This window comes from Oerskovia enterophila (assembly GCF_001692445.1).
Taxonomy (GTDB): Bacteria; Actinomycetota; Actinomycetes; order Actinomycetales; family Cellulomonadaceae; genus Oerskovia; species Oerskovia enterophila.
Genome location: NZ_MAQA01000056.1, coordinates 1 through 14,657, shown reverse-complemented (window position 1 = coordinate 14,657; position 14,657 = coordinate 1). Strand labels below are relative to the sequence as shown.

Below are 14,657 nucleotides of genomic sequence, written 5' to 3'. Positions count from 1 at the left end.
TGCGGAGCCCCACGTTGCGCCATCTTGAGCACCTCCCGTCCGACGGCCGGCACGAGAACGGCCAGAACTTCCTCACCGACCCCCGCGTCCCGCGGCAGATGGTCGACCTCGTCGCCCGGACCTCGGGCCCGATCCTCGAGATCGGCGCGGGGGACGGAGCGATCACCGTCCCGCTCGCGCGCCTCGGCCGCCCGGTCGTAGCGGTCGAGATCGACGAGCGCCAGGTGCGACGCCTGCGTCGTCGGCTGCCACGGACGGTCGAGGTCCGGCACGCCGACTACCTCCGGTCCCCCCATCCTGCCGAGCCCCACGTGGTGGTCGGCAACGTCCCGTTCCACCTGACGACCGCGATCCTGCGCAGGCTCCTCGACGAGCCCGCCTGGTCCCGGGCCGTGCTGCTCGTGCAGTGGGAGGTGGCCCGACGACGCGCAGGCGTCGGCGGTGCGACCATGCTGACCGCGCAGTGGTGGCCCTGGTACTCGTTCGACCTGTGCGCCCGCGTCCCGGCACGAGCGTTCCGCCCGGCACCGTCGACCGACGGGGGCCTGCTGAGCATCTCCCGCCGCAGGTCCCTGCCCGCGAGCGAGCGCGCCGCCTACCAGCGGTTCGTGGCAGAGGTCTTCACGGGCCGAGGGAGGGGCCTGTGCGACGTCCTGCGGCGACGCGGCCTGCTGGACGACGCGGTGCGCGCCTGGCTCGCCTCGCACCGGGTCGCGACCGCCCTCCCCCGAGACCTCACCGCCGATCAATGGGTCACGCTCTGGCGTGCCGTCCGGCGTCCGGACGCCGCGCGCGGCGACCACGGCGGCATCCGCGGCGGCGTCCGTGCGCGATAGGCGGTCCGGCCTCGCCGGGCCGCCGCCGACCACCTGACGCGCGCACCGAGCAGGGCCGTCGGCACCCCGGCCCTGCTCGGCCCCGGGGGCCGAAGTCTGAGACACCCATCCACCATGCGGACAGGGGCTACCCATACGGTCGCGGCCTCTGTAGCGTTCCCGCCATGACCACGGCAGCGCACCTCCTCCTCGTGACGGCACGTCACGAGTCGACGGCGTGCGCCCGCAACAGCTTCTGCTGTTGTTGTTAACCCGCGCCTGACTCAGCCCGAGCCGTCCTCGCCGACCGCTCGCCATCTTTCTGAGCCGAGGGCGCGCGTGGTCGGCCCTCAGCCACTCCCCTCGTCGTGCTGAGACCTCTGGCCCCGTGTGCCCATGTCCCCCCATGAGGAGCACGATGACGCCGCCGCACACCACCACCGAGGCGACACCCGTCGCCGACCGGTCGGCCGGCAGCAGCCCGGCCACCCCGGCGGACGCCCCCGCCGGCACGGCCGCTGGAACCACCGCGCAGACGCCCGACGGCGCCGCTCCCCCCGCGCGCCCGGCCCGCCCTGCGCGCGTCGCCAGGCCCAACGGCCAGTGGGCCGTCGACGGCAAGGAGCCGCTCAACGGCAACGAGAAGTGGAAGCAGGAGGACGGCGGGCTCTCGGTGCGGCAACGCATCGAGGAGGTCTACTCGCGCGAAGGCTTCGACTCGATCTCGGGGGACGACCTGCACGGCCGCTTCCGCTGGTGGGGCCTCTACACGCAGCGCAAGCCCGGGATCGACGGCGGGCGCACGGCCCAGCTCGAGCCGCACGAGCTCGAGGACAAGTACTTCATGCTCCGCGTGCGCATCGACGGCGGCGCGGTCAGCACCGAGCAGCTCCGGGTCATCGCGGACATCTCGCGCGACTTCGGCCGCGACAGCGCCGACATCACCGACCGCCAGAACATCCAGCTCCACTGGGTCGAGGTCGAGAACGTCCCGGAGATCTGGCGCCGGCTCGAGTCCGTGGGACTGCAGACCACCGAGGCCTGCGGCGACGTGCCGCGCGTCGTGCTCGGCAGCCCCGTGGCCGGGATCGCGGCCGACGAGCTGATCGACCCCGCCCGCGTCATCAAGGAGATCACCGACAAGTACATCGGCGTCCCCGAGCTCGCGAACCTTCCCCGCAAGTTCAAGACCGCCGTCACGGGCCACCCGTCCCAGGACGTGGTCCACGAGATCAACGACGTCGGGTTCGTCGCGCTCGAGCACCCCGAGCTGGGCGTCGGGTTCGACCTGTGGGTCGGCGGAGGCCTGTCCGCGAACCCCCGCCTGGGCGAGCGCCTCGGCGCGTTCGTGACCGAGGAGCAGGTCGCCGACGTGTGGCACGGAGTGGTCCAGATCTTCCGCGACTACGGGTACCGCCGGCTGCGCAACAAGGCGCGCCTGAAGTTCCTGCTCGCCGACTGGGGGCCCGCGAAGTTCCGCGAGGTCCTCGAGACCGAGTACCTGGGCTACGCGCTCCCGGACGGCCCGCCCGCCCCGCAGCCCACCCAGCCGGGCGACCACGTGGGCGTGCACAAGCAGAAGGACGGCCTCAACTACGTCGGCGCGGCCCCGTACGTGGGTCGGGTCTCGGGCAGCATCCTCGCGGCCGTCGCGGACCTCGCCGAGTCGGCCGGATCGCAGCGCGTGCGGTTCACTCCCCACCAGAAGCTGCTCGTGCTCGACGTCCCCGACGAGCACCTCGAGCGCGTCGTCTCGGGGCTCAAGGAGCAGGGCCTCGACGCGAACCCGAGCCCCTTCCGCCGCAGCACCATCGCGTGCACTGGCATCGAGTACTGCAAGCTCGCGATCGTCGAGACCAAGGCCTCGGCGAGCCGCGCGATCGACGACCTCGAGAAGCGCCTGGGCGACCTCTCCGCGATGAAGCCGCTCTCGCTGCACATCAACGGCTGCCCCAACTCGTGCGCCCGCATCCAGACCGCGGACATCGGCCTCAAGGGCCAGCTCGTGCTGGACGACGAGGGCAACCAGGTCCCCGGCTTCCAGGTCCACCTCGGTGGCGGGCTCGCCTCCGACGACCGCGCCGAGGCGGGCATGGGCCGCACGGTTCGTGGCCTCAAGGTCACCAACGACGACCTGCCCGAGTACGTCGAGCGCGTCGTGCGCCAGTTCGAGAAGGAGAAGGACGGCACCGAGACCTTCGCCCAGTGGGCGCACCGTGCGGACGAGGAGTCGCTGCGATGAGCGGGACGACCACGACCCCGAGCGGCGCCCTCGACGCGACGGGCGCGACGCCGTCGGGCGTCCCGGTCGCCACGACGGGCAACGACCCGCTCGCCGCGCTGCGTGCCGCCGCCAAGGCACGCACCGAGGCGCGCGCGGCGTCCAAGGCCGCGCACGCGGCCCGCCGGGCACAGGACGCCCGCCCCAAGCGGTCTGCCGACGAGCTGCGCGCGATCGTCGAGCGCGGCCAGGCCGAGCTCCACGGGCGCGGCACGCCCGGCGTCGTCGACAGCGACCACCCCGAGGCGACCGCCGAGCAGGTCGTCGCGTGGGCCGTGCGCGAGTTCGGCGACTCGATCGCCGTCGCGTGCTCCATGGCCGACGCGGTCCTGCCGCACGTCGTCGCGCAGCAGGCACCCTGGGTCGACGTCCTGTTCCTCGAGACCGGCTACCACTTCCCCGAGACCACGGGGACGCGCGACGCCGTCGAGCAGCAGATGGAGGTCACGATCGTCGACGTCCTGCCGCAGCTCACCGTGGCCCAGCAGGACGAGGCGCACGGCAAGGACCTCTGGTCGCGCGACCCCGCCGCGTGCTGCGCGATGCGCAAGGTCGAGCCGCTCACACGCACGCTCGGCGGGTACGAGGTCTGGGTCACGGGCGTGCGCCGCGACGAGGCACCGACCCGCACGAGCACCCCGCTCGTGACCTGGGACGAGAAGAACGGGCTGGTCAAGATCAACCCGCTCGCCGCGTGGTCGTTCGACGACCTGCTCGGCTACGCGGCCGACCACCAGGTGGTCCTCAACCCGCTTCTCAACGACGGGTACCCCTCGATCGGCTGCGCGCCCTGCACGCGGCGGGTCGCCCCTGGCGAGGACCCCCGCGCGGGCCGCTGGTCGGGGCTCGACAAGACCGAGTGCGGGCTCCACGTATGAGCGCGCCCACCACGACCACGGCGGCGTCCCTGCCGACCGCACCGACCACCGCGACCGCACCCCCCACGCACACCGACGAGAAGAGCGACGCCGTGACCGCCCCAGTGGCTTCCCCAGCGGATACCGCCCAGACGTACCGCCTGACCCAGCTCGAGTCCCTCGAGTCCGAGGCCATCCACATCATCCGCGAGGTCGTCGCGGAGTTCGAGCGCCCCGTGCTGCTCTTCAGCGGCGGCAAGGACTCGGTCGTCATGCTGCACCTGGCGACCAAGGCGTTCTGGCCCGCCCCCGTGCCGTTCCCGCTGCTGCACGTCGACACGGGCCACAACTTCCCCGAGGTGCTCGCCTACCGCGACGCGACGGTCGCCCGCCTCGGTGCCCGTCTCGAGGTCGCGAGCGTCCAGGACTACCTCGACGACGGCCGCCTGCTCGAACGTGCCGACGGCACACGCAACCCGCTCCAGACCCAGCCCCTGCTCGACGCCATCACGGGGCACAAGTTCGACGCCGTGTTCGGTGGCGGCCGCCGCGACGAGGAGAAGGCGCGCGCCAAGGAGCGCGTCATCTCGCTGCGCGACGAGTTCGGGCAGTGGGACCCGCGCAACCAGCGTCCCGAGCTGTGGAACCTGTACAACGGCCGCCACCGCCCGGGCGAGCACGTCCGCGCGTTCCCCCTGAGCAACTGGACCGAGCTCGACATCTGGCGCTACATCGCCGCCGAGAAGATCGACCTGCCCAGCCTGTACTACGCGCACGAGCGAGAGGTCTTCGAGCGCGACGGCATGCTGCTCGCCGTCGGGCCGTACTCCCAGCCCCGCAACGACGCCGAGGCCGCGAACGTGCGTACCGAGACCGTGCGCTACCGGACCGTGGGCGACATGTCGTGCACGGGCGCGGTCGAGTCCGACTCCTACACGGTCGACGACGTCATCACCGAGGTCGCTGCGACCCGCATCACCGAGCGCGGCGCGACGCGCGCCGACGACCGGATCTCCGAAGCCGCCATGGAAGACCGCAAGAAGGAGGGGTACTTCTAGTGAGCGCCGCCACCACGCACCCGCTGCCCGCCGAGGGCGCCGTGCCCACCGAGACCACGGACGAGTCGCCCGTGCTCCCCACGAGCACGCTGCTGCGCCTCGCGACCGCCGGATCCGTCGACGACGGGAAGTCGACGCTCGTCGGCCGCCTGCTGTTCGACTCCAAGTCCGTGCTCGCCGACCAGCTCGACGCCGTCGAACGCGTCTCGCGCGACCGCGGCCTCGCGACGGCCGACCTCGCGCTGCTCACCGACGGCCTGCGCGCCGAGCGCGAGCAGGGCATCACGATCGACGTCGCCTACCGCTACTTCGCGACCGCCAAGCGGTCGTTCATCCTGGCCGACTGCCCCGGGCACGTGCAGTACACGCGCAACACCGTCACGGGCGCCTCGACGGCCGACGTCGTCGTGCTGCTCATCGACGCCCGCAAGGGCCTGCTCGAGCAGACGCGCCGCCACCTCGCGGTCGCGAGCCTCCTGCGCGTCCCGCACGTGATCGTGGCCGTCAACAAGATCGACCTCGTCGACTACAGCCAGGAGCGCTACGAGGAGCTCGCCGACCAGATCCGCGAGGCCGCGGCCTCGCTCGGCGTCGCCCACATCCTCACGCTGCCCGTCTCGGCGCTCGAGGGCGTCAACGTCGTCGACCGCTCGGGCGGCCCCGAGGGCAAGACCCCCTGGTACGACGGACCGAGCCTGCTCGACCTGCTCGAAGAGCTCCCCCCGGCCGAGACCCCGGACACCGAGGCGTTCCGCTTCCCCGTCCAGGTCGTCCTGCGCCCCCAGGGCGCGGCGCTCGAGGAGCGGTTCCGCGACTACCGCGGGTACGCCGGTCAGATCGCCTCGGGCGTCGTCCGCGTGGGCGACGAGATCGTGGTCCTGCCCAGCGGGAAGAGGAGCACGGTCGAGGGCATCGACACGGCCGACGGCACGCTCGCCGAGGCCTTCGCCCCCCAGTCGGTCACGATCCGCCTCGCGGACGAGATCGACATCGCCCGCGGTGACCTCATCGCGGCCGCGGCCGACGCCCCGCAGGTCACGCAGGACGTCGAGGGCACCGTCGCGTGGCTCAGCGACAAGACGCTGCGCCCCGGCACCCGCGTCCTGCTCAAGCACACGACCCGCACCGTGCAGGCCGTGGTGCGCGACGTCGTCGGGCGCCTGAACCTCGACACGGCCGAGCTCGAGCCCGCCGAGGCGCTCGACCTCAACGACATCGGGCGCGTCACGCTGCGCCTGGCCTCCCCCGTCGCGGCCGAGGAGTACATCACCTCGCGTCGCACCGGTGCCTTCCTCCTGATCGACGGTCAGGACGGCGGCACCCTCGCAGCAGGAATGGTCGGAGACGCTCTGGCGGCCGTGCGATGTCCTTCGCAGCGTCCCGTGCAGTACGCGATCTGAGGTCCCCCGACCACCGCAGGTCGGGGCCCGGACCCCCGGGCCCTCGGATCGCGTACTGCATGGATCGGCGCTGCCGGGACACGACACGTCCACCGCCAGGCAACCACCGACCATCCCGAAGGAAACCCCATGAACACGTCGTCCCGCCCGACCCGCCTCACCCGAGCCGGCACGTCACGACACCGCTTCGCCCGCACCCGCTCCGCGGTCGCGGCGCTCGCCGTCGCGCCGCTGCTCCTGCTCGCCGCCTGCTCGACAGGCACGTCCGACGCCGCCGACAGCCCCGCCGCGTCCTCCGGCCCGGCCGACGAGCTGCGCCTCGGCTACTTCGCGAACGTCACCCACGCCCCCGCGCTCGTCGGGGTCGCGGGGGGCCAGTTCGAGGAGGCCCTGGGCGACACCACGCTCACGACCCAGGTCTTCAACGCCGGCCCCGCCGCGATCGAGGCCCTCAACGCGGGGGCCATCGACGCCACGTTCATCGGCCCCAACCCCGCGATCAACAACTTCGTGAAGTCGAACGGCGAGGCCGTGCGCATCATCGCGGGCTCCACGTCGGGCGGCGCGCAGCTCGTCGTGCGCGACGGGATCGACACGGCCGCCGACCTCAAGGGCACCAAGATCGCCTCGCCCCAGCTCGGCGGGACCCAGGACGTCGCGCTGCGCGCCTGGCTCACCGAGAACGGCCTGGAGAACGACATCCAGGGCGGCGGGGACGTCGCGGTCACCCCGACCGAGAACGCCCAGACCCTCACGCTGTTCCAGAACGGCGAGCTCGACGGCGGCTGGCTGCCCGAGCCCTGGGCCTCGCGCCTCGTGCTCGACGCCGGTGCGCACGTCCTGGTCGACGAGAAGGACCTGTGGGACGACGGCCAGTTCCTCACCACGCACCTGATCGTCCGCACCGACTTCCTCGAGGAGCACCCCGAGACGGTCGAGGCGCTCCTGCGCGGCGAGGTCGCGGCGATCGACTGGCTCGACGCCAACCCCGACGAGGCCAAGACGCTCGTCAACGGCGAGATCGAGAAGATCGCCGGCAAGCCCCTGTCGGACGCCGTCCTGGACCGCGCCTTCACCAACATCACCTTCACGACGGACCCGCTCGCGGGCACGCTCAACACCTTGCTCGAGGACGGCGTGACCGCCGGGACCACCACCGAGGCGGACCTGAACGGCATCTACGACCTGAGCCTCCTCAACAAGGTGCTGACGGAGGCCGGTCAGCCGACCGTCTCTGCCGCCGGTCTCGGCAAGGAGTAGCACCATGACCACCACGTCCCCCGCCCGCACGGGCTCCCCGGCCGGCACCCCTCTCGACGAGGGCGCCGGTCCCACGACCGGCGTCCGCCTGCGCGGCGTGTCCAAGCGGTTCTCCTCGGCGGGCGCCCCGGTGCTCGAGGGGATCGACCTGGACATCGCGCAGGGCGAGTTCGTCTGCCTGCTCGGAGCCTCGGGCTGCGGCAAGTCGACGCTGCTCAACATCGTCGCGGGTCTGGAGCGCCCGACCACGGGGGACGTGGAGGTCGCCGGGGGCGGCGCGGCCCTGATGTTCCAGGAGTCCGCGCTGTTCCCCTGGCTCACCGCGAGCCGCAACATCGAGCTCGCGCTGAAGTTCCGCGGCGTCCCGCGCGCGGAGCGCCGAGAGCGGGCCGCCGAGCTGCTCTCGCTCGTCCGGCTCGACGGCTCGGGCGACAAGCGCGTCCACGAGCTCTCGGGCGGCATGCGCCAGCGCGTCGCGCTCGCCCGCTCGCTCGCCCAGGAACGGGACGTCCTGCTCATGGACGAGCCCTTCGCCGCGCTCGACGCGATCACGCGCGACCTGCTCCACGACGAGCTCGAGCGCGTCTGGGAGCAGACCGGGCGCACCATCGTCTTCATCACGCACAACGTCCGCGAGGCCGTACGGCTCGGGCAGCGCGTGCTGCTCATGTCGTCACGCCCCGGACGCATCGTGCGCGAGTGGGACGTCGACGTGTACGGCGCGAACGAGCAACGCAGCATCGAGGCCGCCGCCGCGTCGCGCCTCGCGACCGAGATCACCAACGACCTCCGTGAGGAGATCCGCCGCCATGCCGTCTGAGACCCTGACCCCGCGCGACGAGGCCCGCTCCGGCGCCGGCCCGGCCGAGAGTCCCACCACCCGGCCCCAGGACGAGGTGAGCACGCCCCGCGAGGCGAGCGCCGCCGTCGGGCACGCCAAGGACGTGGGCGACATCGAGGCGGGGCTCGACGCCCTCCAGACGAGCGTCGCGCCCACCGCGAGCCGGTGGTCCACGGTCTTCCAGGCCGTGTACCCGCCCGTGCTCGCGATCGCGATCCTGCTCGCGGTCTGGCAGGTCCTCGTGTGGCTCGAGGTCCAGCCCATCTACAACCTGCCCGGCCCCACCCAGGTCTGGGAGGCCGTGACCCGGGCCGCCGCGAGCGGCACGCTGTGGCAGGCCCTCGGGACGAGCCTCTCGCGCGGCGTCCTGGGCTTCCTCGCGGCCGTCGCGATCGGTACCCCGCTGGGCATCGTCGTGGCGCGCGTGCGCTGGGTGCGCGTGTCGTTCGGGCCCATCATCACGGGCCTGCAGGTGCTGCCGTCGGTCGCCTGGGTGCCCGCGGGCATCATCTGGTTCGGGCTGTCGGACGCCACGGTCTACTTCGTGATCCTCATGGGCGCGGTGCCTTCGATCATCAACGGGATCGTGTCGGGCGTGGACCAGGTGCCGCCGCTGTACCGGCGCGTGGGCCAGGTCCTGGGCGCGGGCCGCTTCCAGATGATCAAGGACGTGATCCTGCCCGCGGCGTTCCCCGGCTACCTCGCGGGCCTCAAGCAGGGCTGGGCGTTCTCGTGGCGCTCGCTCATGGCCGCGGAGATCATCGCGGTCGGCGGCGGGATCGGGTTCGGGCTGGGGGCCTTCCTCCAGCAGGGGCGCGAGCTGTCCGACATGGCGCTCGTCTTCACCGCGATCCTGCTGATCCTCGTGGTCGGCATGGTCATCGAGCTCCTCTTCTTCGCTCCGGTCGAGAAGACCATGCTGCGTCGCCGCGGCCTGGCTCCCGAGACGTCCGCGAGCAAGGGCTCGGGGTGGCTGCTGCGCCGGCGTGAGCTGGCTTCGGCCGCTCTCGGGCGATGATGGGCGCATGAACTCTGAGCTCTACCCTCTCGGCCTGCGGATCGCGGGCCGTCCGGTCGTCGTCGTGGGCGGGGGGCCCGTGGCCGCGAGGCGCGCGCGGTCCCTCGTGGGTGCGGGCGCGCACGTGCGCGTCGTGGCTCCCGAGGTCTGCGAGGACCTGGCGGCGCTGGTCGCCCTCCCCGGGCCCGGCAGCGCGGCTCGCCTGCCCGACGGCGCGCGTCCCCTCGACGGGTCCGGCGCGCCCGGGCCCGTGGTCGGGTGGGACGCGCGTGCGTTCCGCCCGGGCGACCTCGAGGGCGCGTGGCTCGTGCACACCGCGACCGGTTCGCCCGAAATCGACGCGCAGGTCGCGGCCGAGGCCGAGGCGCTGCGCATCTTCTGCGTGAACGCGGGCGACGCCGAGGCCGGGACCGCCTGGGTGCCCGCGGTCGCACGGGTCACGGTGGGCGGCCCGGCAGCCGGTGCGTCGGCCGCGGCAGACGCGCCGAGCACCGACAGCACCGACAGCACCGACAGCACCGAGATCACCGTGGCCGTCAACGCGGGGCGCGACCCGCGACGGGCGCAGCGCATCCGTGACGCGATCGACGCCCTGCTCGCGACGGGCGAGCTCCCCCTGCGTCAGGTCCGCCCGAGCGCGGGCGGCGTCGGGACGGTCGCCCTGGTCGGCGGAGGCCCCGGCGACACCGGGCTCATCACGGCGCGCGGGCGGCGGCTGCTCGCGCAGGCCGACGTCGTGGTCACCGACCGGCTGGGCCCGCGCGCCCTGCTCGACGAGCTCGGGGACGACGTCGTGATCGTCGACGTCGGCAAGACCCCGGGGTTCCACCCGGTCCCGCAGGACGAGATCAACGCGCTGCTGATCGGGCACGCGCTCGCCGGGCGCCGCGTTGTACGACTCAAGGGCGGCGACCCGTACGTGTTCGGGCGCGGGGGCGAGGAGCTCATCGCGTGCGAGGAGCACGGCATCCCCGTCGAGGTCGTGCCGGGCGTCACGAGCGCGGTCTCGGTGCCCGCTGCGGTCGGGATCCCGGTCACGCACCGCGGCTGGTCGCGCGGGTTCACGGTGCTGACCGGGCACGAGGACATCGGCAAGGTCCCGGCGGCCGCCGACCACACCGTGATCCTCCTCATGGGTGTCTCGCGGCTGCGCGACTCGGCCGCGGCCCTCGTGGCCTCCGGGCGGTCACCGCGGACGCCGGTCGCCGTGGTCGAGGACGGCTACGGCCCGCGCCAGCGCTCGACCGTCGGCACGCTCGAGACCATCGCCGACGTCGCCGCGGCCGCCGGGGTCCGTGCGCCGGCCGTGACCGTGATCGGGGACGTGGTCCGCGTCAGCCCGGCATGGCGGGCGGCCGGGCTGGGCTGAGGTCCGCGGTCTGCCGGGGGCCCGGTCGAGCAGCAGGGCTGAGCATCGTCGAGAACCTCGAGGGGCCCGTCATCCAGAGGATGACGGGCCCCTCGAGGTTCTGCGACGGCCGCGCTCAGGCCTGCGGGGCCAGTGCGGCGATCATCGGGTCGTCCTTCTCGATCATGCCCATCTTCGCCGCACCACCCGGCGACCCCAGGTCGTCGAAGAACTCCACGTTCGCCCGGTAGTAGTCACTCCACTCCGAGGGCACGTCGTCCTCGTAGTAGATCGCCTCCACCGGGCACACCGGCTCGCACGCACCACAGTCCACGCACTCGTCAGGATGGATGTACAACGACCGCTTGCCCTCGTAGATGCAGTCCACCGGACACTCCTCGATGCACGCCTTGTCCTTCACGTCCACACAAGGCTGAGCAATCACGTACGTCACGGCGGAGGTCCTTTTCGTCGGGCCGGAGGGCTTCACCCGGCTCCCTCCAGGCTATCGCCCCACCCGGCTGCGGCGAACCGCTTCTCACCTGCTAATACGGCCAGATCTCGCGGTTCGTCGGGTGTCCCCGGAGCGGACCGACGGGCTCAGAGGAGGCGCCGGGCCGCGGCCCACCGCGTGAGCTCGTGGCGCGAGGAGAGCTGGAGCTTGCGCAGCACCGACGACACGTGGGTCTCGACCGTCTTGACCGAGATGAAGAGCTCCGAGGCGACCTCGCGGTAGGCGTAGCCGCGCGCGATGAGCCGCATGACCTCCTGCTCGCGGGCCGAGAGCCGGTCGAGCTCGTCGTCGGCCACCGCGACGTCGGCCTGCCCGGTGCCGAACGCGTCGAGCACGAACCCCGCGAGCCGCGGCGAGAAGACCGCGTCGCCGCTCGCGACCTGGACGACCGCGCCCGCCAGGTCCGGACCCGAGATCGCCTTGGTCACGTAGCCGCGTGCCCCCGCCCGGATGACGGCCACGACGTCCTCGGCCGCGTCGGACACGGACAGGGCGAGGAACCGCGTGGAGCCCAGGAGGTCGGAGCAGCGGGTGATGACCTCGGCCCCGCCTCCCCCGTTGCCGCCCGGGAGGTGCACGTCGAGCAGGACGACCGGTGGCCTCAGGGCGCGGATGGCCTCGACGGCGCCGTCGACGCTGTCGGCCTCGCCCACGATGTCCACGCGCCCGTCGAGGCTCGCGCGGACCCCCGCGCGGAACATGTGGTGGTCGTCGACGAGCACGACCGGGACGGGCGCACCCGGGAGCGTGGTCGGCTCGGGGTTCGGGATGGTGGTCACGTGCGCTCCTGGGTCGTGCGGGCGATGGGCTCGGGCTGCGGCGCGGGTCCCGTGGAGGGCGCCGGCGCAGGCCGCGCCCCGTTCCGGGCGGGCCCGACGGGCGTCGTGCCCGCATCGGGCTCCCCCGGCATCCTAGGTCCGGGAGCACCCGCGGCGACCGTCGTGGCCGGCGACTCGCCCTCGGCCTCGGCGGCCCGGGGCACCTTGAGCCGCACCTCGGTCCCCCACCCCGGCCGCGACACGACCTCGGCCTGCCCTCCGCGCCGCGTCACGCGTCCGACGATCGACTCGCGCACGCCGAACCGGTCCTGGGCGATGTCCTTCATCTCGAACCCGTCGCCGCGGTCGCGCACGAACACCTCGACCATGTCTGCGGACACCTCGAGGTAGACCGAGACGGGCGGACGCCCGTGCGCGACGGCGTTGACGAGCGCCTCGCGCGTTGCCTGGAGGAGCGCCGTGGTCTCGTCGGTCGGCACGCAGTCCCCCACGACGACGACGTCGACCACGACCGCGGCCGTCCCGGCCGACCCGCCGTCGCCGACCGTCCCCGCAGCGCTCATGCCCGCGGTGCTCGCGGCGCCGGCCGCGAGCCGCCAGCTCTGGCGGTCCTCGACCTCGCCCACGAGCGTCCGGAGCTCGGCCGCGAGCGACGTACCAGGAGCCGGTCGGTCGTTGTACAACCACTCGCGCAGCTCGCGCTCCTGGGCCCGCGCGAGGCGCGCGACGGTGTCCGCGTCGGCCGCGCTGGCCCGGATGAGCGCGAGCGTCTGCAGGACCGAGTCGTGCAGGTGGGCCGCGATGTCCGCCCGCTCGGCCTCGCGTGCCCGGGCCGCGCGCTCGTCGCCGAGCTCGCGCACGAGCCGCAGCCACCACGGGGCGAGCACGATCGCAGCGCCCGCGAGCACCGCGAGCGACGCCACGGTCGCCCGGACCATGTCCGAGGCCGTCGAGTCCTGACCGACCAGGAGCAGGACCCCGACCAGGACGAGGACCAGGCCACCCGCGAGCCGCAGCACCCCGGCGGGCGTCCTGCCCCCGGCGCGCGAGAGCCAGCGTCCCCGCTGCGCGGCGTCGAGCTGCGACCACGCGAGGGCCGTCCCCGCGAGCGCGATGAGCACGGGCAGGACCCAGGAGACCTCGACGTCGACCCCGGCACGGGCCGCGACCAGGACTGCGGCCCCGCTCAGCAGGACCACGCCGATCGCGACGTCGCGCACCGGGAGCTTGCGCACGCGCCCCTGCAGACGGGGCGCGATCCGTCGGAGCGAGGCGGGGCGCTCCTCGTCCGCGGCCTGCGCCGGGTCGCCCACGGGCACCGTGACCCAGAGGAAGACGTAGAGGGCGATCCCCGCGCCGCCCGCGAGGGCGAGCAGGACCATCACGAGGCGCATCGCGCCCACGGGCAGGTCGAGGTGCAGCGACAGCCCTCGGCACACGCCACCGACCCAGCGTCCCTGCTCGGGGCGCCGGAGCGGGAGTCGCCTGGCTGGTTGCGCGGTCTGTGTCACCCTCTGATGGTCACACGTCCCGGCGACCCCACCGGGCGAAACGCCCCCTTGGTCCCTTCCCTGACCGGAAGATCAGGGTCCCGCGGCGCGGGATTCAGGGTCGGCTCAGGGGAACACCCGATACCGTCCGGCGGAGGTGCGCGGCAGGCTGGAGCCATGAACACCGAGGACACCTCCCCAGAACCCCCGGCCGGGAGCTCCGCACCGACCGGGGCGGCCCAGCAGACCGCCGGGACGCCCTACCCGACGAACGGTCCGGCGCCCGTGGGTCCCGACGGTCCGCCCGCGAACCCGCCGACCCAGTCCACCGGGATGGACAGCTTCTTCGACGCCGTCCGACGTCTCGGCATCTCCCGCTCGGACGACCGCTGGATCGGTGGCGTCGCCGGCGGGATCGCCGACCGGTTCGGGATCGACCCCCTCATCGTGCGTGGTCTCCTCGTCGTCTCGGTCTTCCTCTCGGGAGCCGGCCTCGTCCTGTACGGCGTCGCCTGGGCCCTTCTCCCCGAGTCCCGGGACGGCCGCATCCACCTGCAGCAGACGATCCGCGGCGACTTCGACGTCGCGATGCTCGGGGCGGCCGCGACGACCATCGTCGGCCTGAGCTGGAGCACCGGCTGGTCGTCCTGGTGGCACTTCGCAGGGCTCGAGTGGCTCAACGGACTGTTCTGGACCGCCGCGGTCGTCGTCGTGATCGTGCTGGTCGTCAACCGTCGCAACGACAAGCGCGCCGCCTACACCGCGGCCCAGCACACGCAGCAGCAGGCCCCGCCGGTCGCCCAGCCCGGACAGCCGTACCCCGCGCAGCCGTTCGGACCGGGCGTCGCGCCGTCCCAGCAGGGCCACCAGGGGAACGCATGGCAGCACGGCCGCCCCGAGCATCGCGACGTCGAAGTCGCCGCGGATCGTCTGCTGCAGGTGGATGCGGCCGTCCCGGGACTCGGGGAGAAGGGCCCAGGCGACGCCGTACAGGAC

The 14,657-nt window shown here is 73.2% G+C and carries 13 protein-coding genes; 10 read left to right on the top strand and 3 right to left on the bottom strand.

Going from position 1 to position 14,657, the window contains the following annotated elements; genetic code table 11:
- The first annotated feature begins 14 nt into the window (after positions 1-14).
- From erm to cobA, 9 genes are all read left to right on the top strand, one after another.
- Positions 15-836 (top strand): 23S ribosomal RNA methyltransferase Erm, encoded by an 822-nt coding sequence (gene erm / locus OERS_RS17315; protein ID WP_068627355.1) that lies wholly within the window; start codon positions 15-17, stop codon positions 834-836.
- A 397-nt stretch (positions 837-1,233) separates the two neighbouring features.
- On the top strand, positions 1,234-3,057 hold the full coding sequence (locus tag OERS_RS17310; RefSeq protein ID WP_139107911.1) for a nitrite/sulfite reductase: 1,824 nt from the start codon (positions 1,234-1,236) through the stop codon (positions 3,055-3,057).
- Complete coding sequence (locus OERS_RS17305; protein ID WP_068627332.1) at positions 3,054-3,974, top strand: phosphoadenylyl-sulfate reductase; 921 nt, start codon at positions 3,054-3,056, stop codon at positions 3,972-3,974. The genes OERS_RS17310 and OERS_RS17305 overlap by 4 nt, the downstream gene beginning before the upstream one ends.
- Positions 3,971-5,011, top strand: coding sequence for a sulfate adenylyltransferase subunit CysD (gene cysD / locus OERS_RS17300; RefSeq protein WP_083201582.1), 1,041 nt, complete (start codon positions 3,971-3,973; stop codon positions 5,009-5,011). Before OERS_RS17305 ends, cysD begins: the two co-directional genes overlap by 4 nt.
- A gap of 41 nt (positions 5,012-5,052) precedes the next feature.
- On the top strand, positions 5,053-6,411 hold the full coding sequence (locus OERS_RS17295) for a sulfate adenylyltransferase subunit 1 (protein ID WP_068627351.1): 1,359 nt from the start codon (positions 5,053-5,055) through the stop codon (positions 6,409-6,411).
- A 129-nt stretch (positions 6,412-6,540) separates the two neighbouring features.
- The gene (locus tag OERS_RS17290; protein ID WP_068627330.1) at positions 6,541-7,671 is read left to right on the top strand and encodes an ABC transporter substrate-binding protein; all 1,131 of its coding nucleotides are present in this window, start codon (positions 6,541-6,543) and stop codon (positions 7,669-7,671) included.
- 4 nt (positions 7,672-7,675) lie between these two features.
- Positions 7,676-8,491: an ABC transporter ATP-binding protein gene (locus OERS_RS17285; RefSeq protein WP_082608608.1), complete on the top strand. Its 816-nt coding sequence runs from the start codon at positions 7,676-7,678 to the stop codon at positions 8,489-8,491.
- Positions 8,481-9,530: an ABC transporter permease gene (locus tag OERS_RS17280; RefSeq protein ID WP_082848644.1), complete on the top strand. Its 1,050-nt coding sequence runs from the start codon at positions 8,481-8,483 to the stop codon at positions 9,528-9,530. Before OERS_RS17285 ends, OERS_RS17280 begins: the two co-directional genes overlap by 11 nt.
- 7 nt (positions 9,531-9,537) lie before the next feature.
- Complete coding sequence (cobA, locus tag OERS_RS17275; RefSeq protein ID WP_068627328.1) at positions 9,538-10,899, top strand: uroporphyrinogen-III C-methyltransferase; 1,362 nt, start codon at positions 9,538-9,540, stop codon at positions 10,897-10,899.
- Between the two features lie 115 nt (positions 10,900-11,014).
- On the opposite strand, the gene fdxA is transcribed toward cobA, so the two are convergent.
- From fdxA to OERS_RS17260, 3 genes are all read right to left on the bottom strand, one after another.
- A complete protein-coding gene (fdxA, locus tag OERS_RS17270) occupies positions 11,015-11,332 on the bottom strand; it encodes a ferredoxin (protein ID WP_056764260.1) in 318 nt (105 codons plus the stop codon).
- A 146-nt stretch (positions 11,333-11,478) separates the two neighbouring features.
- Positions 11,479-12,162 (bottom strand): LuxR C-terminal-related transcriptional regulator, encoded by a 684-nt coding sequence (locus OERS_RS17265; RefSeq protein WP_068627348.1) that lies wholly within the window; start codon positions 12,160-12,162, stop codon positions 11,479-11,481.
- 5 nt (positions 12,163-12,167) lie between these two features.
- Positions 12,168-13,682: an ATP-binding protein gene (locus tag OERS_RS17260; protein WP_083201581.1), complete on the bottom strand. Its 1,515-nt coding sequence runs from the start codon at positions 13,680-13,682 to the stop codon at positions 12,168-12,170.
- 156 nt (positions 13,683-13,838) lie between these two features.
- Between OERS_RS17260 and OERS_RS21845 the strand changes: the two genes are divergently transcribed.
- Positions 13,839-14,657: PspC domain-containing protein (locus tag OERS_RS21845; protein ID WP_139107910.1), on the top strand; the 819-nt coding region annotated here is incomplete at its 3' end.